At 61.5% G+C, this 21,646-nt stretch carries 13 protein-coding genes; 2 read left to right on the forward strand and 11 right to left on the reverse strand.

The window, feature by feature from the left end; all coding sequences use genetic code 11:
• The first annotated feature begins 6 nt into the window (after positions 1 to 6).
• The gene (gene bcsB / locus F3J36_RS18495; RefSeq protein WP_166720222.1) at positions 7 to 2,304 is read left to right on the forward strand and encodes a cellulose biosynthesis cyclic di-GMP-binding regulatory protein BcsB; all 2,298 of its coding nucleotides are present in this window, start codon (positions 7 to 9) and stop codon (positions 2,302 to 2,304) included.
• Positions 2,297 to 5,677: a cellulose synthase complex outer membrane protein BcsC gene (bcsC, locus tag F3J36_RS18500; RefSeq protein WP_166720223.1), complete on the forward strand. Its 3,381-nt coding sequence runs from the start codon at positions 2,297 to 2,299 to the stop codon at positions 5,675 to 5,677. The genes bcsB (F3J36_RS18495) and bcsC overlap by 8 nt, the downstream gene beginning before the upstream one ends.
• Positions 5,678 to 5,796: 119 nt before the next feature.
• On the opposite strand, the gene F3J36_RS18505 is transcribed toward bcsC, so the two are convergent.
• The 11 genes from F3J36_RS18505 to dppB form a co-directional block, all read right to left on the reverse strand.
• On the reverse strand, positions 5,797 to 6,801 hold the full coding sequence (locus F3J36_RS18505) for a glycosyl hydrolase family 8 (RefSeq protein WP_031279620.1): 1,005 nt from the start codon (positions 6,799 to 6,801) through the stop codon (positions 5,797 to 5,799).
• Positions 6,802 to 6,810: 9 nt separating this feature from the next.
• Complete coding sequence (bcsD, locus tag F3J36_RS18510) at positions 6,811 to 7,257, reverse strand: cellulose biosynthesis protein BcsD (RefSeq protein ID WP_166720224.1); 447 nt, start codon at positions 7,255 to 7,257, stop codon at positions 6,811 to 6,813.
• Positions 7,257 to 11,060 (reverse strand): cellulose biosynthesis protein BcsC, encoded by a 3,804-nt coding sequence (locus F3J36_RS18515; protein ID WP_166720225.1) that lies wholly within the window; start codon positions 11,058 to 11,060, stop codon positions 7,257 to 7,259. The genes bcsD and F3J36_RS18515 overlap by 1 nt, the downstream gene beginning before the upstream one ends.
• Positions 11,061 to 11,071: 11 nt before the next feature.
• On the reverse strand, positions 11,072 to 13,591 hold the full coding sequence (bcsB, locus tag F3J36_RS18520) for a cellulose biosynthesis cyclic di-GMP-binding regulatory protein BcsB (RefSeq protein WP_166720226.1): 2,520 nt from the start codon (positions 13,589 to 13,591) through the stop codon (positions 11,072 to 11,074).
• Positions 13,588 to 15,693, reverse strand: a complete 2,106-nt coding sequence (bcsA, locus tag F3J36_RS18525) for a UDP-forming cellulose synthase catalytic subunit (RefSeq protein WP_021507015.1) — start codon at positions 15,691 to 15,693, stop codon at positions 13,588 to 13,590. Before bcsA ends, bcsB (F3J36_RS18520) begins: the two co-directional genes overlap by 4 nt.
• Before the next feature lie 61 nt (positions 15,694 to 15,754).
• Complete coding sequence (gene bcsQ, locus F3J36_RS18530; RefSeq protein ID WP_031279622.1) at positions 15,755 to 16,555, reverse strand: cellulose biosynthesis protein BcsQ; 801 nt, start codon at positions 16,553 to 16,555, stop codon at positions 15,755 to 15,757.
• The gene (bcsO, locus tag F3J36_RS18535; protein WP_166720227.1) at positions 16,546 to 17,178 is read right to left on the reverse strand and encodes a cellulose biosynthesis protein BcsO; all 633 of its coding nucleotides are present in this window, start codon (positions 17,176 to 17,178) and stop codon (positions 16,546 to 16,548) included. The genes bcsQ and bcsO overlap by 10 nt, the downstream gene beginning before the upstream one ends.
• Before the next feature lie 474 nt (positions 17,179 to 17,652).
• Positions 17,653 to 18,663, reverse strand: coding sequence for a dipeptide ABC transporter ATP-binding subunit DppF (gene dppF / locus F3J36_RS18540; protein ID WP_021507018.1), 1,011 nt, complete (start codon positions 18,661 to 18,663; stop codon positions 17,653 to 17,655).
• Positions 18,653 to 19,639 (reverse strand): dipeptide ABC transporter ATP-binding protein, encoded by a 987-nt coding sequence (gene dppD, locus F3J36_RS18545; protein ID WP_021507019.1) that lies wholly within the window; start codon positions 19,637 to 19,639, stop codon positions 18,653 to 18,655. The genes dppF and dppD overlap by 11 nt, the downstream gene beginning before the upstream one ends.
• Positions 19,640 to 19,651: 12 nt before the next feature.
• Complete coding sequence (gene dppC / locus F3J36_RS18550) at positions 19,652 to 20,554, reverse strand: dipeptide ABC transporter permease DppC (protein WP_021507020.1); 903 nt, start codon at positions 20,552 to 20,554, stop codon at positions 19,652 to 19,654.
• 9 nt (positions 20,555 to 20,563) lie between these two features.
• Positions 20,564 to 21,583 carry a dipeptide ABC transporter permease DppB gene (dppB, locus tag F3J36_RS18555; RefSeq protein WP_021507021.1) on the reverse strand — a complete coding sequence of 340 codons (1,020 nt, stop codon included), beginning with the start codon at positions 21,581 to 21,583 and terminating at the stop codon, positions 20,564 to 20,566.
• Positions 21,584 to 21,646: the final 63 nt, after the last annotated feature.

Genomic DNA, 21,646 nt, shown 5'->3' on the forward strand with positions numbered 1-21,646 from the left:
ATGACCATGACGAGAAAACTGAGTTGGTTCACCGCCCTGCTGCTGGGCACGGCGTCTCTGGCGCAGGCGGCACTTCCGGCGGCGCTTCCTGCTGCACCGCCTGCGGCAACCTCTGCGCCGCTGTCTGACGTGAACCAACCGCTCGATGCCAGCGCCCCGCTGCGCGATAGCCAGCTGCTGTTTACCCAGGTGGCACCGCCGCCGGGTAGCATGACGCTGCGCGGCACCGTCCCCACCAGCCAGATTGAGTTCGGCGTGCGCAGCGATGAAGTGGTCACGCGCGCGCTGCTGACGCTCAACTACCGGCCTTCGCCGGCGCTGCTGCCGACGCAGTCGCAGCTCAAGGTGTATCTCAACGATGAACTGGTGGGACTGGTCACCGTCACCGCCGATCAGCTCGGCAAAGAGAACCAGACGCAGCTGGCGATCGACCCGCGCTACATTAGCGATTTCAACCGCATCCGCCTGGAACTGGTCGGCCACTACGCCAACGTATGTGAAAATCCGGCCAACAGCACCATCTGGCTGGATATCGGTAAAGCGAGCAAACTGGACCTGACGCTGCAGAAGCTGCCGCTGAAAAACGATCTCTCTCATTTCCCGGAGCCATTCTTTGACGCGCGCGACAACCGGCCGCTGCAGCTGCCGATGGTCTTCAGCGGCCAGCCGGATGTGCAGCAACAGCGTGCGGCAGGCCTGCTGGCCTCGTGGTTCGGTAGCCAGGCGCAGTGGCGCGGCCAGTCCTTCCCGGTGCTGTATAACCAGCTGCCGGAAGGACAGCATGCGGTGGTGTTCGCCACCAACGATCGCCGGCCTGACTTCCTGCAAACGCTGCCGCCGGTGGACAAACCCACCGTGGAAATGGTCAGCCAGCCGGACAATCCCTATCAGAAGATGCTGCTGATTCTCGGCCGCGACGATAACGATCTGATCACTGCAGTAGAGGGCATTGCGCAGGGTGAACTGCTGCTGCGCGGCGAGCGCGCCACCATCGACAGCGTGAAACTGCTGGCCCCGCGCCAGCCGTACGATGCGCCAAACTGGGTACGCACCGATCGCCGCACCACCTTTGGTGAACTGACGCAGTATCAGAACCAGCTGCAGGCCGATGGCCTGCAACCCAACCCGATTAGCCTGACGCTCAACCTGCCGCCGGATCTGTTCCTGGTGCGCGCACGCGGCATTGATATGGACCTGATCTATCGCTACACCTCACCGGTGCAGCAGGACGGCTCACGGCTGGCGGTGCATCTCAATAACCAGTTCATGCAGGATTATCCGCTGACCAGTAAAGATGGCGCGGGCCAGCAGCTGATGCGCATTCCGCTGATGCAGGGCCTGCAGGACAACAGCCGTCAGCTGACCATTCCGGCACTGCGTCTCGGTGTGGTGAACCAGCTGCGCTTTGATTTTGACTACGCCAATACCTTTATCGGCGGCACTGCCGATGGCCGCTGTGAAACCGTCACCCCCGTCGCGCATCATGCGGTGATCGACGATCGCTCCAGCATCGATTTCTCCGGCTATCGTCACTACATCGAAATGCCTTCGCTCGGCGCGTTTGCCAGCGCTGGCTTCCCGTTCAGCCGCTACGCCGATCTGGCGCAAACCCTGGTGCTGGTGCCGGCAAAACCGGAGAGCGGCGAAGTCAGTACGCTGCTTGACGCGCTGGGGGCGATCGGCGCCCAGACCGGCTATCCGGCACTTCGCGTGCAGATGAGCGATGACTGGCGCAACGCCAAAGACCACGATGCCGATCTGCTGTTGATCGGCAGCATTCCGCCGGATCTGCAGGCGGACACGGCGATCAATCTGCTGGTGGATCGCACGCGCAGCACCCTCAAAATGCCATCGCGCCCGGGCAGCGCGCCCAACGTGCCACTGTCAGCCAGCGAGCGCACTGCCGAAAGCCAGACCGGCATCAGTTCGCGCGGTCCGCTCGGCGCCCTGGTTGGCTTCCAGTCGCCGTTTCACGATCAGCGCAGCGTGGTGGCGCTACTGGCTGACAGCCCGCGCGGCTGGGATTTGCTGAATGCAGCGCTGCGCGACAGCGGTAAGCGCGCGGCGATGTTCGGTTCTGTCAGCATCGTCCGGGAGTCCGGCGTCAACAGCGTGCGCGTAGGTGATACCTACTTTGTCGGGCATCTGCCGTGGTGGGAGCGGTTGTGGAATCTGCTGGCCACCCATCCGGTATGGCTGGCGATATGTGCCGTGCTGGTGGTGATCCTGTTCGCCCTGATGGCCTGGCGCCTGATGCGCATGGTGAGCCGTCGCCGCCTGGCTGAGCTGGATGACGATGAATAAGTTACCGCTTGCGCTGCTGATCGCCAGTGCGCTGGTCGGCAGCGTGGCGGCCGCGTCCGGTCCGCAGGTGGCACCGGTAGCGTGGCTGCTGATGCAGATTCGTACCGGCGAATCCACCAACAAATACGATTTGGTGCAGCAGTCGCTGTACCGGCTGGAAAAAATCGATCCGGATAACCCGCAGGTGCTGGCGGCGCGCATTCGTATGGCGCTGCGTCAGGGCGATCAGGCCAAAGCGCAGCAGCTGTTCGATGCGCTGCAAAAGGCTGCGCCGGATGACGCCGCCACGCGTGAATCCGCGGCAGGTTTGCGCCTGATGAGCCCCGAAGGACGTCAGCAGCTGCAGCAGGCGCGGCTGCTGGCCACCGCCGGACGGCTGCCGGAGGCCAAAGTAGCGTGGGATGCGCTGTTTCACGGCGTCTTTCCCGATGTAAACACCGAACCGGAGTACTGGCGACTGGTGGCGCGCCTGCCGGGCCAGCAGCCGCTCGCCTGGCGTCAGTTGCAGGCGCTGGAGCAGCGTTATCCGGGCAATATCGGCGTCGAGCTACAGCTGGCGCGCATGGCGTTTGATAATAATCAGCCGGATCAGGCGGTAACCCAGCTGCGTCAGCTGGCCAACCGCGACGGCGGCCGCGATGCCGCGTCTGAACTGTGGCTGCAGCAGATCCAGAACCAGCCGGTAAGCGAGCGCAGCGTTGCCAGCCTGCAGCAGTATCTGCAGGTGTTCACCAGCGGCGATGCGCAACAGCGCGGAGCGGATGAGCTGGCGCGTCAGCAAAAAATGCTGGCCGATCCGGCCTTCCGCCAGCGCATGCGCGGCCTGGCGCTGGTCGAGGCTGGCGGCGGCGCAGCGGCAATCGGCGCATTACAGGCGGCGCTGAAGGCCAATCCGGACGACGCCGAACTGCTCGGTGCTATGGGCCAGGCACAGGCGCGTGCCGGTCACCGCGCCGCCGCCATCAGCTGGCTACAGAAAGCGATTCAGGCGGGCCAGGCCAGCACGCAAATCGGCAAGTGGCAGTCCCTGTTACAGACCAATCGTTACTGGCTGGCCATCGACAGCGGCGACGCGGCGCTGAAGCAGGGTGATTTATCCGGCGCTGAACGGCAGTACCGCAGCGCGCAGGCCATCGACAGCAATGATAGCTGGGCGCTCATCGGCCTCGGTGATGTGGCGCAGGCGCGTAAAAACAGCGCGTTAGCCCGGCAGTACTGGCAGCAGGCGCTGCGCCTTGACCGCAGTAACGGCACGGCGCAGCAGCGCCTGAGCAATTTACGTATTGAGAGCCTGCTGGCCGACGCAGACGCGCTGGCGCAGCAGCAGCAATGGCCGCAGGCGGTAGCGAAATACCGTGAGGCGGCTCAGGCGCGACCGGATGATGTCTGGCTGGCCTGGCGGCTGGCCAATGCGCTACGCAGCAGCGGTGACAACCAGGCAGGCGCGGCGGTAATGGCCGCGATGGTGCGCCAGCAGCCGCAGCAGCCAGCCGCGCTGTATGCCACGGCACTGTGGCTGTCATCCGGCGACGACGATGCCGGCGCGCTGGCCACGCTGCACCGTTTACCCACCGCCCGCTGGGACAGCAACATGCATGAACTGGCGGACCGCCTGGCGCAAAACCAGGCGTTCGGGCGTGCCGGGGAGCTACGCGCCCGCGGTGATGAAGCCGCCGCCATCCGCTTGCTGCAACAGCAGCCGGCCTCGTCGCGCCGTGACATTACGCTGGCCGACTGGGCGCTGGAGCGGGGCGATGCCACAACAGCGCTGGCCGGATATCAGCAGGTGCTGCAGCAGGACGCCAGCAACAACGATGCCGCGCTCGGCCGCATCGAGGCGCTGCTGGCGCTGCAGCGCACCACCGAAGCGCGCGCAGCGCTGCACAGCCTGCCGGACAGCGTGGCGCAGCAGAGCCTGAACAGCGGCCGGCGTGTGGCGCTCGCCTGGCAAAACAGCGGCGATCTCCTCAAAGCGCAGCAGCTGTTCAGCGCGCTGAAAACCCGCGCCGCCGCTGTCGCGCCGTCACAGGAAAAAGCGCTGGTGCTGCGTGATGCCGCGCGGCTGGAGAGACAGCAGCGCCAGCCCGCGCTGGCACAGCAGGATTACCGCGCGGCGATGGTCGCCAGCGGCATTACCCCTGCGCTGCCAGACGATAACGCCCGCTATACCCGGCTGACGCGCACGCAGGCCCAGGACGACTGGCTGAAGCGCAGCATCCGCAGCGACGCCGCTGACCTGTATCGCCAGCAGGACACTACTGTGACGCTGGAACAGGACTACTCGCGCGATAAGGGCAACGGTGGCACCTCTGACTTTACCGCCCATACCACCATGCTGCAGGCGGAAACCCCGCTGGCCGATGGCCGCAGCTTTGTGCGCGTCGATCACGTACAGGTGTCTGCCGGAACGTTTTCCACCACTGATGGCAGCCACAGTGAACAGTTCGGCAGCTGTAACGATGCCAACGCCGGGGGCTGCCGGCGCGATTTCACCCAGCGGGACGAAGGCACCGCGCTGGGCGTCGGCTGGCACAACGATCGCTGGTCAGCCGATATCGGCACCACGCCGCTCGGTTTTACCGTCACTAACTGGGTCGGCGGCGTAAGCTGGAAAACTGACATCGACGATCTCGGGGTGACCTTTACCGCTTCACGTCGCCCGATCTCCAGTTCGCTGCTGGCTTACGCCGGCGCGCGCGATCCGGCCACTAACGGCGGCAAAAACTGGGGCGGCGTCGTCGCGACCGGCGGCGGCATCGGCCTGAGTTACGATCGGGGCGGCGCGCACGGGGTGTGGGCCGATCTCAGCGCCCATCAAATCAGCGGTGAAAACGTGGCGGATAACAGCCGCGAACGGCTGATGGCAGGCTATTACTACAAGCTGATCAATAGCGACAACCAGCGCGCCACCATCGGCCTGAACAGTATGCTGTGGCACTATCAGAAAGATTTGAGCGACTACACCTTTGGCCAGGGCGGCTATTACAGCCCGCAGCGCTACTTCTCGCTGGCGGTGCCGCTGACCTGGCGTCAGCGCACGGAAAACTGGTCGTATGAACTCGGTGGCTCGGTGTCGTGGTCACAGTCAACCACCGACGCTCAGGCGCGCTACCCGGTGAATCCAGGCTTTACGCTGGCCAGCAATCCGTCATCGGACAGCAGTTCCGGACGCGGTTTCGGCTATACCGTGCAGGCGTTGATAGAGCGGCGCATCACGCCGCACTGGTCGCTGGGTTTGGCCATGGACATTCAGCAGGCGAAAGATTACACCCCAAGCCACGGGCTGCTGTATGTGCGCTACTCAATGGCCGGCTGGAACGGCGACATGGATATGCCACCACAGCCACTGGAACCGTATGCGGATTTTAAATAAGCACACGAAAATGAAAAGGTCGCCATAAATGGCGACCCTACAAGATAGTTGCGTGGTTTTTACAGGGTGCGCTTTGATGCGCTCCGGTATAAATCCCGACGGGTGCAGGTAGCGTTCGGCTATCGCTTCTCCTGATAAGCCAGCCAGGTCAGCAGTTGCAGGCTGGCGGAGAAATAGTTTTGCTCCGGCGCCAGGCGGTCGCTGAGGTAGCCGGTTTGGTTGAGCGTCAGGTCGCGCACCGCGGTCAGGCCACCTTCCATATTGTAAGGTGCCGGGGTATTGGCCAGCACATCAAACCACGCTGGCGTGGTGTCGCGCGCGTAGCCCTGCCAGACGCGCTGGAAGGGCACCAGCCGCAGGCTTTGCGGATCGTACCACCAGATATTCAGCGGAATACGAATCGCGTCATAGCTGAAGCGGTTGGAATAGCCGACCGCCGGCGCGACGGAGCCATCGGCGTTCAGCGCCACCCAGTCCAGCGGCAGGCCGGTTTTGCCAAACTGCATGTCGCCCAGCAGCGCAAGACCATCATCAATCAGCGTGTTCCACACGCGCAGATGGCTGTGCTGCGCAAACTCCTGCCATGCGGCGAACAGGAAATAGGAAGGGTTAAGCACCACATAGCTGGTTTTATTGAAGCCCTGCGCGCCCGGCAGCATGACCTTGCGGCCGGCGTAGTCGATCACCGTTAGCTTGATGACCGCGCGCTGAATGCGATCCGACGCCTGCTGATAATCACCGCCCCACTTCTGTGCCGCGCGCTGTAGCGCCCAGGCGATCAGCACATCCCCGTCCGAGGCATCATTTTTATCGGCGATGGGATCGGCTGCACCCGGCGTATAGCGCCAGTAGAACAGGTCATTCTGCGGATTGCGCAGATGGGTACGCGTCCACTGCCACAGCAAATCAAAGGTGGCGCGATCGTTATACGCCACCGCCAGCAGCATGCCGTAGCCCTGACCTTCGGTGTGGCTGACGTTGTTATTGGCCGTATCGCTGATGCGGCCGTCGCTGCTCATAAAGCGGCTTTTGTAACTGCTCCAGCCATCGGCGGCCGCCTGAGCACTGAAAAATATCACCATGAAACACAGCATCCACTGACGCCAGAACCGCATCACTCTCATCACAGCTTCCTATTGGTATCGATAATGCAGCGTGCCGCCGTCGATTTTTTCCAGCGTCAGCGGTACCGCCGCGCTACCACCCTGCGCACGTAGCCACTGCGCGTACACGCCGGCCAGCACTGCACTCAGCGCCAGCTGCCAGCGTTCTGCATCAAGCTGGCTGTCGCCCTGCGGCAGGGCATGGTGCTCAAGCATAATCGCGTTCTGCTGCGGCTGCAGCTGAACAAAGCCCCAGTTAAAGCGCGCCAGCTGGAGATTAATTTCGCGCTCCAGATCCTGCACGGTGCGCGCCTCCGGCAAAGGATAGCGCGTTGCCAGCAATTCGCCCACGCCGTTGAGGAAGGCTTCCGCCTCCGCGCCAGCATTGTTCAGCATGCTCTCAATCATCACGCTGACCAGATCAAACCAGCCCGGCTGATACGGATGGCTGATGCGTGCGCCCGGTTGCTCACTCATTAGTTGTCTCCAAACAGATAACGGAAGTACAGATTGGCTGTGCTTTCGTTGTAATCGCCAAAGGTGTCATAGCCGAGCTGGCCGCCGATGGTGACATCTTTATTAATCTTATAATCGGCACCGGCGTGCAGGTTATAGCCGATGCCGTTTTTGCTCTCACCGCTGTAGTAGGCGCTTTTGACAAAGCCCTGATCGGCGAGGCTTTGCAGCTGGGACTGCAGCGACGGATCGTTGGGGAAATACGCGCTCTTGTCCTGGCTGTATGACTGATAGCCGACCGAACCGCCAACGTTGACTTTCAGGTCATCAAACTTGCGGCTGAAGTCGACAGGGAACGACACCGCGGCATAATTCTGCGGACTGAAATAGCCGCCCTGACCGTAGCTGAAGTAACTCAGGTTTTTGGAGAAATCCATCCACGACAGGCTCATGCCGACCTTCAGCTCGCGATCGTCGTAGTGGTAAGGCCGCACGTAAGCGCCCGCCGTGGCCTGCACGCTGTTATTGCTCGCCACATTCTCGCCCAGATAGCTGTACGCGCCACCGCCGACGTAGAAACCCGCGTCGCCGTTATCGAAGCTCAGCATGGCGTTGCCGCCGTTTTTGGTGACGCGCCCCCAGCGCTTGCCGCTGGTCTTGTCCTCCACGCCAACGTACGACAGCAGGCTGTCGGTCATGGCGCGGCGTTCACCGGTGAGGATCAGCGTCAGGAAATCGGTCAGCTTCGGCGACCACTGCACGCCGCCCACCAGCGTACTGAGATCCTGGCCGAGCGGCGTGCTGCCGAGGTCGATTTTGTAGCTGTCCCCCTTCAGCGCCATATTCAGTTCCACGCCGGTGGCCTTTTGCGAATCGGTCGACGAAGACGGCGTGTCGTCTATTTTGGCCGCGCCGGATGCCACCACATTGCCCTGCACCAGCGCGTTGCTGCCGAAGCGACGCCACGCATCACCGGCCGCACTGCCAGCGGTGAGCGACACCGGCGTCATAGTAAAGTCGAAGCGTGACTCGCCGAACGGCACGGTCGAGAAGGTCAGCGGCGCTTTGGCTTCGGTCAGCTTGCTGAGCCCCGATTCGCCGTCGCGTCCGCGCACCTGCATTTGTCCCTGTACCCAGGTGCCGGTTTTCTCCTGCAGATTGTCCATCATCTCGTCAATCTGGCGCAGCGTCTGGCTCTGCCGGACCTCCGGCGTGGTGCTCGCCAGCGTGACGTCCTGCGCGCTGCTGCTGGTGGCCGGTGCCGTTTGCCACGGCATCACTGTGCCATAACTGGAAGGCGAACCGGACACCGGCGAGGTGCTGCGGTTGATAAACGGATTGTCCGCCAGCGCCAGGCCGCCAACGGTCGGCACGCTGCCGCTCTGTGCGCCCTGCAGACCAATCAGCTGGCCGCGCGCGCTGCGCAGGTAGCTCATCGCCTGGCTGTGCTCGCCGTTGGCTTCCGCCACGCGCGCCAGCAGTAACAGGCGATCCGGCGTCTGCTCATTGCGCAGGCCGCGGGTTAAGGTGTTCGCTTTGTCGACGTCGTTTTGCGCCAGCGCCACATCAATAGCGCCGGTGCGCGCATCCTGAGTGGGCGTATCCTGCGTCAGCAGATAGTCATACACCACGCCCGCTTCTTTGTTCATCTTGCCGGACTGATACAGACGCGCCATGGCAAACATCAGATCGCGGTTCTGCGGATCGTGCTGCAGCGCGCCCACCAGCTTGTCATAGGCGGCGGCGTACTGCTTCTGCTCGCGCAGGCGATCAACTTCATTGATGAGATAACCGTTGCGGATACCGGCCAGCTGCGTGGGCGTACTGCGCGCCTGCAGCTCCGGACTGCTGAGGAAGCTCTGCGCTTCGGTCGTCAGTCCCGCCTGATTCAGTACCGCCACCTGCGCGGCGTAATCACCGGCGTTGCCCTGCACGCCGCGCTGCATGTTGCCGCGCACCACCGTCACCGCCGTGGTGAGGTCGCCGGCTTTGGCCAGTTTCTGCGCCAGATTACCGGCATCGACCGGATTGGCTGGCGGCGTAGCGGCCAGCGCGCGCAGCGTATTGGCCGCCGCCGCGTCAGAGCCCTGTGCCAGATAGCGATCGGCGGTGGCCATTTGCAGATTGAAATTCACGCGCTGCGCCAGTTCGCGCATCTCGCTGTTCTTGCTGCCGTTGGGAATGCGCGCCAGTAACTGGCTGGCCTGCTGCCAGGCACCGCTCTCGCTGGCGTTGAGCGCACCGGCATACAGCTCGCTGGTGCTGGCACCGCTGCGCAGGGTCGGCTGCATGACGTTGGCGGCCAGTAAATTATCGCCCTGCGCGCGGTAGATGCGCGCCAGATCGAGTCGCAGCCAGCCGTCGCTGGGATAGCGCTGAATGGCGCTGTTCAGCGTGGCAATAGCCGCACTGCGGTTGCCTGCCGCCAGCTCGCGTTTTGCCTGCGCACGCAGCGGATCGCTGCTGTTACCGCGCGGTGCCACGCTCTGGCGCACGCTGTCGGGCAATGATGCCAGCAGGGTATTGGCTTCGGCGCTGCGGTTTTGCTGGCGCAGCACGTAAAACAGTCCCTCTTTGGCGCTGCGGTTATCGGCATCGCTCTGCAGAATGGCCCGGTAGGTTTGCTCCGCCTGCTGCAGCTGATTGCTGCGGCGCAGCACATCAGCGCGGAACAGCTTCGCCGATATGCCTTTTTCGCCCTCGGCCTGCGTCAGCGGCTCACTCAGCGCCAGCGCCTGCGCGCTGTCACTGTTTTTCAGCGCCTGCTGGGCATTCGCCAGCTGCGCGTAAAAGCGGGCGTCGGCCGCCTGCTGCTGACGCTGCTGGCTCTGATCGCCGCCCAGCTGTGCGGCACGCGTCAGATAATCGGCGGCTTCGGCGTAGCGTCCGGCGCGCTGCGCCACGTAACCCATACCGGCCAGCGCATCGGCATCCTGCGGGTTGGCCTGCAGCACTTTTTCAAAGTTGTTCTGCGCACCACTGACGTCGCCGCTGTTCAGCGCGCTAAAGCCCGCGCCCTTCTCCGCGCCACCGACGTTTTTGCGGTAGTAATCCACCACTACACTGTCCTGCGGATGGCGCTGCTGCCAGGTCTGGTACAGCGCGGCGTCCGACGCCTGTGGCGCCAGCCACAGCAGCGCCTGACGCAGCGAGCGATCGGCCTCTTTATTACCGTCCGCCATGCTGGCCAGCACATCAATGCCCTGGCGGCGCGTCGCTTCCTGATAGGTCAGCGCTTTGCCCAGCGCCAGCTGAGCGCCGGTATCCTGCGGATGATCAGCGGCAAACTGCCGCAGCGCCTCCACCGCCTGGGGCAGCAGCGTGCGGTCGCCGGCCATGGTCAGATAATATTCTGCCGCCACGCTCGGTGGCGGCTCGTTGCCGCTGAAGGTGTTGCGCCAGGTTTGCAGCGCGGCGGCGATGTTACCGCTGCGCGCCTGCTGACGCGCCAGCGACAGCTGCGCCTGCGGAATGCTCTGCAGCTGCCGCGCGTTGTCCAGCTCCGTCAGATGCGGATCGTTGGGCGATACCGCACTCAGGCGGGCGCGCCACTGTGCCGCATCGGCCGCGCTGCCGCTTTGCTGTGAATAGAGCGCCAGCAGATACAGCGCCTGGGTATTGTTCGGCTCCACCATCAGGATTTTTTGCAGCGAGGCTTTCGCCAGATCGTCATGCGCTTTCTGATGCCAGTAGGCCGCCTGGTCGAACAGTGCCTGTAACGCCGGATTGGTGCTCTCCGCCGCCAGCAGCGGCTGTGAGAACGTCAGCGCGCCGCCCAGCAGGAACGCCTGACGAATACCGGCACTTATCAGCTGTTTTTTCATTATTTTTATCCTTACTTCCGGCCGGAGTGGCTATCGTCTTTCGGGTGGAGACGGCGCCACGCGTGGCGCTTCAGCATCACCCAGGCCGCACTGCCGATCAGCGCCGACAGCAGCAGCGCCGCCAGCGCCATCAGTACCGAGTGCTGGTTGGCATACCACACCACCATCATATACCACGGCATTTCACCGCTCGGGAACTGCGGCCCGACGCGGAAGCTGCGGATGCCGTTCTCATCGGTGATGATGGCGGTATCACCGCGAATGCCGGCGTTGATGCGCGCCGAATTCAAATCATCGTGCAAACGCAGCAGCTGCTGATCGCTGGTGGCGACCGTCATCACCACCAGACGATCGGCGCTCCACGGTGAGCGATAGCTGACAAAGCCGCGCCACGCTTCATTTGAGGAGAAGTAGCGATCGGCATCCAGCTGCTGGCGAGACCAGTCACCGGTCAGCCAGCCGCGCAGCTTATCGACGGTGGTCGGCTCTTTGACGCCCAGCGTGTTGCCGCTGGTCTGGTAAGCGGTGCCGGCCAGCATCTGCTGCGTGAAGGCGCTGTGCTGCATGGTGCTCACTGCCAGCACATCGCTGTGCTGCAGGCGCGTCAGATTGGTGCCGCCGTTCGGCAGACCAAACAACACCTGATTCTGCACCAGCGGCACGCCGGTGGCGTTACCGGCGCGCGCGGCCATGTCCAGCAGCGTAGCGATCTCGGCATCACCCGGCGCCTCCGGCAGCAGCAGCGTGGTCTGCGAAAAATCCGCCAGCCGCGAGAACGGGAACGAGGCACCGACGAAGTACGACAGGTTTGGCAGCATGGTGAAGTGGCGCGTGTGGCTCAGATCGATCCACGAATCCTCTTCGATACGGCTCTTGATATTGTTGTTGAGCAGCACGCCGCACGGCGCATCCGCCTTTGGCTTGATATTGAAGTAGAGCGCCAGCTGGTTGTCGCCGTAAATCAGGTATGGCTCCAGCTTCAGCGTGTACTGCTCCTGGCGTGCATCCCCGCCCAGCCGGTGCCAGGCGCTCTCCAGCAGCCCGACTTTGTTCACCGTCAGGTTGCGCAGGAAAGTACCGTTCAGCGTGACGTTGAGGAACGAATTGTTTTCATCGATCCAGCTTTCCGACGGGAAACGGTAGTGCAGATTGACCGGAATCGCGTCGCCGTCCCACAAGAACAGATCCGGCGCCGCGCGGAAGTTAACCCGCAGCGCATCGTGCCAGATACCGGTGGTGGTCAGGCTCTGATCTTTACGTAGCAGCTCGCTGAGACGCACCGGGCGGCTGGTGTTGATCCAGCGCGGCGCGTCGTACGGTTTGCGCGTGCCAATCGGCTGCGGCGGTACGTTCAGGCTGCTGGCATCGGTGGCCAGCGGCTGCGTGGTCAGGCGGTTGGCCGCCTGGCGCAGCTGGGTATCATCCGCACCGACCACCAGCAGCAGTTTGTACACCGGATTGTTGGGGTTATCGATCACCTGCAGCAGCGGACCACGGGCTGCGGGCAGCGTCACGCTGCCGATTTTGTCACCCGGATGGCCGATCAGGATACCGTTGTGCTCGGGCAGATCGCCGCGCACCACCGGGAAACGGATGCCACGGTAATCCGACTGAATGCCGAGCCAGGAAGCCACCAGCGCGGCGGCGCTGACGCTATCCGGCGAAACGTTAGCGGCAAAACCAAAGGTCACGCTGGCGGGCGTCATGCGCTGCACATCAATAAACGGACGCGGGAAGTTGCGCAGGCTGGTGCCAATGTTGAGCTGCTGGCCTTCAAGGCTCAGCGTGGTTTTCGGCAGAATGGTGACCTGATACTGCTGCGCGCTCTCTTTTTCGCACAGCAACTTGTCGGCATCGTTAATTTTAAAGCTGAGGTTATTACTGGAAACCACCATCGCCGCCGGAATATCCAGCTGATAGTCGCTGACATCGCTGTCGCTGGCACCCAGCGGCAGGGTGCCGAGCGGCTGGCCGTTGAGCATCAGCTGCAGCGACGTGTTGCGCGCCGCCAGCGCGGCAGAGACGCGCAGCGACAGGTTGAGCCGCGCATTAGTGATCACCTCATCGCCCGGCAGGGTAAACAGAATACCGGACTGCAGCTGGCCGCCGGTCAGGGTGATGCCGCGCGGCTGCCCCATCTGCGCCACCGAAATGGTGCTGCTCACCGGCTGGTTTAACAGCGCGCCAGCGGGATCAGCGGCAGCCGGTGCCTCCGCAGCCACCGGCGGTATGACGATGTCAGGCGCAGCCGATGCTGCTGGCGTTGCTGCCTCTGCCGGCGGTGCTGACTCTGCCGGCTGTGCGGGTGCTGTATTTTCCTGCAGCGGCGCTGCATCGCCCGGCGTGTACGGCGCGTCGCCCGCGGCCTGCTTCAGCTGCGGATCGGCACTGCCATCCAGCCCCTGCGGCGGCGGTACGTCAGAGAGCGCGGCGCTGTCCTGGGTTACCGCCGGCGTCTCTGCCCAGGCCGGGGCGAGCAGCAGCGTGGTGGTCAGCGCGCTGGCCAGCAGCGTGTACGTCAATGTTTTCATGCTGCGCTGTCCTCTTTGGCCGTTGCCTGGCCATCACGCTTGCGCGCCTCACGGCGATCTTTCCAGCTCAGCCAGAACAGCTCAAAGACGGTACGGATGATGGTGCCGAGCGACACCAGCGGATTGTCCTGCTTATATTCCGGCTGGATCCACGCATCGGCCCGCGCCAGCACCACGCGCACCAGTTCACGGCGGCGCGCCAGCGGCATCGCGCCAAAGCGCAGGCGAATGGTCTCCTCATCACCGGAGATCTTGCTCACCGGAATGGTGATGGCACCCGATTTCAGCAGCAGATCGATCTCTTCGATTTCATCGTGCTCATGCCGGTTGTCTGGCGCATCCAGCTGCGCGCCGCCCATCGACAGATCGCTGGTTTGCGTGCGCGAAGAGATGCCGCTGGCATAGTGAATCACCGCCGGGATCTGCACCTCGATACGAATGGTTTTACGCACCTGTTTGGTTTCACGCGCCACGGCAATCGCCGCCATCAGGATGATCAGGCTGAACACCGCCCAGCCGACGTTGAGCGCAATCACATACGGGTCCACCCCGAAGTAATCATGCGCCACGGCGCGCACCACGCCGGCCACGATGCCAATCGACAGCAGCGCGGCAACGATGACGTGAGGCCGCACGATGTGGAAGTCAAAGAAGCCCTGGTCCAGCAGACCGCCTTTATCCGTCACGTTGAATTTGCCGTGCTTTGGCGACAGCAGGGTCAGCAGCGTCGGAATCACCAGGTGGAAGCACATCACGGTTTCGTAGATTTCACCCCAGAAGGTGTAGCGGAATTTGCCGTTCATGCGTGAGTTAACGTACAGCGACATCACCAGATGCGGTAGTACGTAAGCGAAGATGAGTGACGCCGACGAGTGGATAATATTCAGGTTAAACAGCAGGTAAGCCAGCGGCGCAGTGAGGAACGCCACGCGCGGCAGGCCAAACTGGAAGTGCAGCATGGCGTTGAGATAGCACAGACGCTGCTGCCACTTAAGCCCACGGCCCAGCAGCGGATTGTCGACGCGGAAAATCTGCGTCATGCCGCGCGCCCAGCGGGTACGCTGAATCACGTGCAGGCCCAGACGTTCGGTCGCCAGTCCCGCCGCCAGCGGAATTGCCAGGAACGCCGAGCCCCAGCCGAGACGCTGCATTTTCAGCGCGGTATGCGCATCCTCGGTGACGGTTTCCACCGCGAAGCCGCCAATCTGTTCCAGCGCGCTGCGGCGAATCACCGCACAGGAGCCGCAGAAGAACGTGGCGTTCCAGTTGTCGTTGCCCTGCTGCACCGGGCCGTAAAACAGCGAGCCCTCATTCGGGATGCTGCGCGCGGCGCGCAGGTTACGTTCGAACGGATCCGGCGAGTAAAAGTAGTGCGGCGTTTGCAGCAGCGCCAGCTTCGGATCTTTCAGAAACGGACCGACGGTGGCCTGCAGGAACGTGCGCGTCGCCACGTGGTCGCAGTCAAATACACAAATCAGCTCGCCTTTGGTAATTTTCATGGCGTGATTGAGGTTACCGGCTTTGGCGTGGCGGTTATCGTCACGGGTGATATAGCCGACGCCAACGTCGGCGGCAAATACCGCGAACTCGCTGCGTTTGCCATCATCCAGCAGGTAAACTTTGATCTTATCGCGCGGGTAGTCGATACACTGAGCCGCCAGCACGGTATCCCGCACCACGTCGAGGCTTTCGTTATAGGTCGGCACGTAGACATCGACCGTCGGCCACAAGCGGGTATCATCCGGCAGCGGTTCGATGGTGCGTTTTAATGGCCAGCTGGTTTGCAGGAAGCCGAGAATTAAGATCAGCCAGACATACAGCTCGGCCAGATATAAGCCGATACCGAGAATCGCTTCAATCTCGGAATTAAACTGCAGCGTCTCCGTGGTGCGCCACCAGATATATCGGGTCGACATCAGCGCGGAAAGAAAAACCATCACAATGGTTATTTTACGGCTTTTACTGAAGCCCAGTAAAAACATCATGCCAATACTGATCAAACCAAAAATATACTGTTTCTGGCTGTCCATAGGCGTGATGACGATTACCGCAGCGACCGGTGCAAGCACCAGCAGCAGCAGGTAAAACCCGAGTTTACTCATGATTCACCCTGAAGAAGCTGTGTTGTTATTATTTGAACCAGGCCGCTGGCGGCCGGGCTTGTTAATAATGACTGCGGATCGGTGCCTGAACTTCGCCGTTGCCTACGTTGATATTCAGGATATTCGCCACCCGTTTTGCCACCAGTTCAATATCAAACGCCGCTGCTGAAGCCGGGCTGAAATCATAGATTGACTGCTGCGAGGCATTGGCCTCAGCCACGCTTTCATCGCGGTGCACCACGCCAAGTAAATTATCGCCCAGCCGCTGCTGCATAAATGCGGTTACTTCACGGCTGATATTCCGACGATTATCACTTTGGTTGAGCACGAAATAATGACCGTGCTGATTATTTAATGGCTGGCCAATCATGCGATGGTTTTCAATTTGCGGCAGCAGCGCCACCGAGGCAGTATCCGCCAGCATCACCACTAAATGCATATCGGCCAGCGCCTGCATGGCTTTCAGCGCCGGACCGGGTCCTGGCGGAAAATCTGCAATAATCACCAGACCCGGATAATTCAGAACGGTATCCAGGCCGCGTTTTAAGAAATGGGCATCGTGCGCCAGGTTGTGTTCGAAGCGCTCACGCTGCGCTTCGGTCACTTCACCGTAAGGCATGACAAAGATGTTGCTGCCGGTGGTAAGGATCGACTGACTCCAGTCAGCCTGCTCTTCCGAGCGCGCCACAAAGCCGCGGCTGTCGTGCAGCGGTACGCCAAAATGCAGGCGCAGCGCATTTTGTACGTCAAAATCGATCGCCAGCACTTTGCTGCCGGCACGCGCCAGACTCCAGGCCAGGTTGGCCGCCATGGTGGTTTTTCCTACTCCCCCTTTTGGCGAGCACACACAAACTAATGGCATAGCGCGATCTTCTCCAGTAACGGTTTGAGCAGTGTTTCTTTAGATAAATGAACCGGTTCCGCCGCACGCGAGCGGAACAGTGCGCCAAAGCGCGAGGGCGTAGCAGGCTCCGGCTGCGCCACGGCGGGCGCAGTGGCCGGTGCAGCAGCAGCAGGGGCAACCGCCTGTTCAGCGACCGGCGCGCTGACCGGCGGCGGTGGGAACAGTGAAGTGGCCGCCTGACGCGCTACGTGCGTGGCTGCCGGTGCCAGCGACGACACGGATGCGGCAGTAGGCGCGCTGCTTGCCGGTGGAAACAGCGCGCTGCGCGGTGTTTCTGTGTCGGGTGCCGGCGCGCTGGCGGCGAGGCTCTGCAGCAGCGATGCCTTTTCACTGAGGGCGACGGGCGCCGGATTGAGAGCCTGCGGCGGCGCGACAAACTCATCGCCGCGAATCGGCTGCGGCTGCGGCAGATCGACGCGCTGGCCGCTACCCAGCTCCGGCTCATCATCCGTCGCCAGCTGACGGATGATCGCCCACTGGCTGTGATCGGCTTCCAGCGATTGCCCGGACATATCCTTAAAAGCAATGTCCAGCGTTTGCGTTTTTTCCTGGAAACGCTGCAGATCGTCGTAGTTCTTCATGATCAGAGCCTGTTAAAGCGGAGGGGTAATTTCCGCGAATATAACACACACGTTAAGACACGGTGAGAGAATTCTGATTATTAAAACCGCAGATTCGACAAAAGAGTTTTATCTGAAAGATTGAAAATATGCAGATGCAAAAAGCATGCACTGATTAATTGAGCAGGATTAATAAAAATCGATTAACGGAAATAGCAGCCGGAAGATAATTAAGCTAATTCACTGATAGTAAACAACATATCATTGAGATGTGCAGTTATCTCTGGCCGTGACGGCGCTCACACAATGCGGCACGGATTCAGAATTTGCCTTAACCTTTTCGCTGTGGTTCAGGACCAGCGATTTAAAGATTCAGTCGCGTAATACATTTCTGCCATCGCAGGCGATTAAGACACGTCAGGTTAATTTTACTCATGTATCAGGCCACCAATAACAAAGGCTCCCGCAGGAGCCTTTCGCACTGGCTGGCCGTAATTACGGCGTCGCCACCGGCTGATTCTCATCCTGGTCGACGGCGAAGCAGGCGATTTGCTGCTCACCATACTGCTTCAGTTTCGGCTGCAGCTGCACGCAGGTACCGAAACGACGGCGGCAGCGTGCGTTGAACGCACAGCCCGGCGGCGGATTTAGCGGGCTCGGCAGCTCACCGGTCAGTTTGATGCGCTCGCGGCGTTCGTCCGGATTGAGGCGTGGCGTGGCCGACAGCAGCGCCTGAGTATACGGATGGCGAGGGTTGCTGAAGATCGCCTCTTTGCTGCCCTTCTCCACACAGCGTCCGAGGTACATCACCATGACTTCGTCGGCGATGTGCTCCACCACCGACAGGTCATGCGAGATGAACACATAGGACAGGCCGAGATCCTGCTGTAAATCCATCATCAGGTTGAGCACCTGAGCGCGCACCGAGACGTCGAGCGCCGAGACCGGCTCATCGGCAATCAGCACGTCGGGATCGAGCATCAGGCCGCGTGCAATAGCGATACGCTGGCGCTGACCGCCGGAGAACATGTGCGGATATCGATCGTAGTGCTCAGTTTTCAGGCCCACTTTGGCCATCATCTCCAGCGTTTTTTCCCGCCGTTCCGCTTTGCTCAGCGCGGTATTGATCACCAGCGGCTCTTCCAGAATCTGGCTGATTTTCTTACGCGGATTGAGCGAGCCATACGGGTTCTGGAACACAATCTGGATTTTCTGCCGGCGCAGCTTTTGCGCCTGCGGATCGTGTTTCAGCAGATCCTGCCCGTGCCAGTACAACTCGCCGGCAGTCGGCGTTTCAATCATCGTCAGCAGGCGTCCGAGCGTGGATTTACCGCAGCCGGATTCGCCCACCACCGCCAGCGTTTTGCCACGCTCAAGGTTAAAGGAGACGCCGTCCAGCGCCTTCACCAGGCGCTCCTGGCCGAACAGACCCTTTTTCACCGGATAGTGTTTTTTCAGGTCAATCGCCTGCAGCAGGTAATCCTGCTTCGTGTTATCAAGACTCATAAGTCGGTCTCCCGGCATCATCCAGTGGGAAGTGACATTTGGACTGGCGGCCCGGAATATCGCGCAGCTCAGGTTCTTCAGTACGGCAGCGGTCGGTCACGTACGGGCAGCGCGGATTGAGCAGACAGCCGTTAGGGCGGTCATACTTGCCCGGCACCACGCCCGGCAGCGACGCCAGCCGCGCTTTGTCGGCGGCAAACTCCGGCAGCGCACGCAGCAGCGCCTGCGTATACGGGTGACGCGGCGCTTTAAAGATATCCACCGCTTTGCCGCTCTCCACCACCTGACCGGCGTACATCACGATGATGTGCTGCGCCGCTTCGGCCACCAGCGCCAGATCGTGCGTGATCAGGATCAGCGCCATGTTCTCCTGCTTCTGTAACTCCAGCAGCAGTTCGATGATTTGCGCCTGAATAGTTACGTCGAGCGCCGTGGTTGGCTCATCGGCAATCAGCAGCTTCGGCTTACAGGCAATGGCCATGGCGATCATCACGCGCTGGCTCATGCCGCCAGACAGCTGATGCGGATAGACATCAAGCCGCGACGCCGGATCGGGAATGCCCACCTGCTCCAGCAGGTCGATGGCACGCTGACGCCGTGTGCGCTTGCTGCCGCCCTGATGCACCTTCAGCGCTTCCATGATCTGGTAGCCCACGGTATAGCACGGGTTGAGGCTGGTCATCGGGTCCTGGAAGATCATCGCCACTTCTGCGCCCACCAGCTGGCGGCGCTCTTTTTCGGAGATGCGCTGCAGGTCGCGCTGATTGAACTCCAGCTTCTCCGCTTTCACGCGACCGGGATAGTCAATCAGCCCCATGATCGCCAGCGAGCTGACCGATTTACCGGAGCCGGACTCGCCGACAATCCCGACGACCTGGCCCTGTTCTACCTGGTAGCTGATACGGTCAACCGCACGGAACGGTGCCTTTTCGTCGCCGAAATGCACCGACAGTTTTTCTACATTTAATAACGCCATCTCGGTGCCTCTTTACTGCTTGAGTTTCGGGTCGAGTGCATCACGCAAACCATCGCCCATGAGGTTAAAGGCCAGAACCGTCAGCAGGATGACCACTCCGGGGAAGGTCACGACCCACCAGGCACTCTGCGCATACTGCAACACGTCGGAGAGCATGGTGCCCCACTCCGGCGTCGGCGGCTGCGCCCCCATACCGAGAAAGCCCAACGCGGCCATATCCAGGATGGCGTTGGAGAAACCTAACGACGCCTGCACGATCAGCGGTGCCAGGCAGTTAGGCAGAATATTGATGAACATCTGGCGCAGCGTACCGGCACCGGCCACGCTGGAGGCGGTTACGTAGTCGCGATTGACTTCCACCAGCACCGCCGCGCGCGTCAGGCGAATGTAGTGCGGCAGCGCAACGAAGGTGATCGCCAGTGAGGCGTTGACAATCGACGGGCCAAAGATGGCCACCAGCACCAGCGCCAGCAGCAGGCTTGGCAGCGCCAGCATGATATCGACGAGGCGCATGATTACTGCATCCACCACGCCGCCGAGATAACCGGCCATCAGGCCGAAAATCACGCCCAGAATCAGCGACAGCACCACCACCATGCAGCCCACCAGCAGCGACAGGCGCGCACCAAACATCAGGCGCGACAGGATGTCACGGCCGACGTCATCGGTGCCCAGAATAAATTTCCAGCTGCCGCCCTCCTGCCACACCGGCGGGTGCAACAGCGCATCGCGGAACTGCTCAGCCGGGGCATGCGGTGCCAGCACATCGGCGAAGATGGCGATCAGCAGCATCAGAATGATGTAAACCAGGCCGATAACCGCGCCTTTGTTACGTTTAAAATAGTGCCAGAATTCCTGAATCGGGGTCATCGGCTTCGGTGCAGCGGTGACGCTTGCGGGATCAACAGCAGACATGATTCCCCCTTATTTCTTATGACGGATGCGCGGATTCACCACGCCGTACAACAGATCAACCAGCAGGTTGACCAGAATGATCAGGATTGCCACCAGCAGCACGCCGCCCTGCACCACCGGATAATCACGGCGCTGCAGTGCTTCGATCAGCCAGCGGCCGAGTCCCGGCCAGGAGAAGATGGTTTCGGTGAGGATGGCGCCCGCCAGCAGCGTGCCCACCTGCAGACCGATCACCGTGACCACCGGCAGCATGGCGTTACGCAGCGCATGCACCACGATCACGCGCATGCGCGTCAGGCCTTTGGCGCGCGCGGTGCGGATGTAATCTTCACCCAGCACTTCCAGCATCGAAGAGCGCGTCATACGCACAATCACCGCCAGCGGAATGGTGCCCAGTACGATGGCCGGCAGGATCATGTGCATCACCGCATCTTTGAAGTCGCCCTCTTCGCCCCACAGCAGCGTATCAATCAGCATAAAGCCGGTGAGCGGATGGCTGTCGTCAAGGAAGATGGTGTCGCTGACGCGGCCGGAGACCGGCGTCAGGTTGAGCTGCACCGACACCAGCATGATCAGCATGATGCCCCACCAGAAGATCGGCATTGAGTAGCCGGTCAGCGAGATGCCCACGGCGGTGTGATCGAAAATTGAGCCGCGTTTCACCGCCGCCAGCACGCCGACCGGAATACCCACGGCAACGGCGAAGATCATGGCGCAGATACCCAGCTCGAGCGTGGCTTTAAAGCGCGGCACGAACTCATCCCACACCGGGATGCGGCTTTTCAGCGAGATGCCGAGATCGCCATGCAGCACGCCGTTGATGTAAGTGATGTACTGTTTCCACATCGGCTGATCGAGACCAAACTGGGCCATCAGCTGCGCATGACGTTCGGGGGAGATGCCGCGTTCACCGGCCATGATCAGCACCGGGTCGCCGGGGATCAGGTGAACGAAGGCAAAGGTCAATAATGTAATACCGATGAACGTCGGGATGACAAGGCCCAGACGTCGGAGTATGAATTGCAGCATAAGCCGGATTCTCAGTCATTTTCCGTGGCGCTAACGCCATGGACTACATTGCTCACAATCCGC

Origin of the sequence: Pantoea sp. Cy-640 (assembly GCF_011752635.1) — a bacterium.
GTDB lineage: Bacteria > Pseudomonadota > Gammaproteobacteria > Enterobacterales > Enterobacteriaceae > Pantoea > Pantoea dispersa.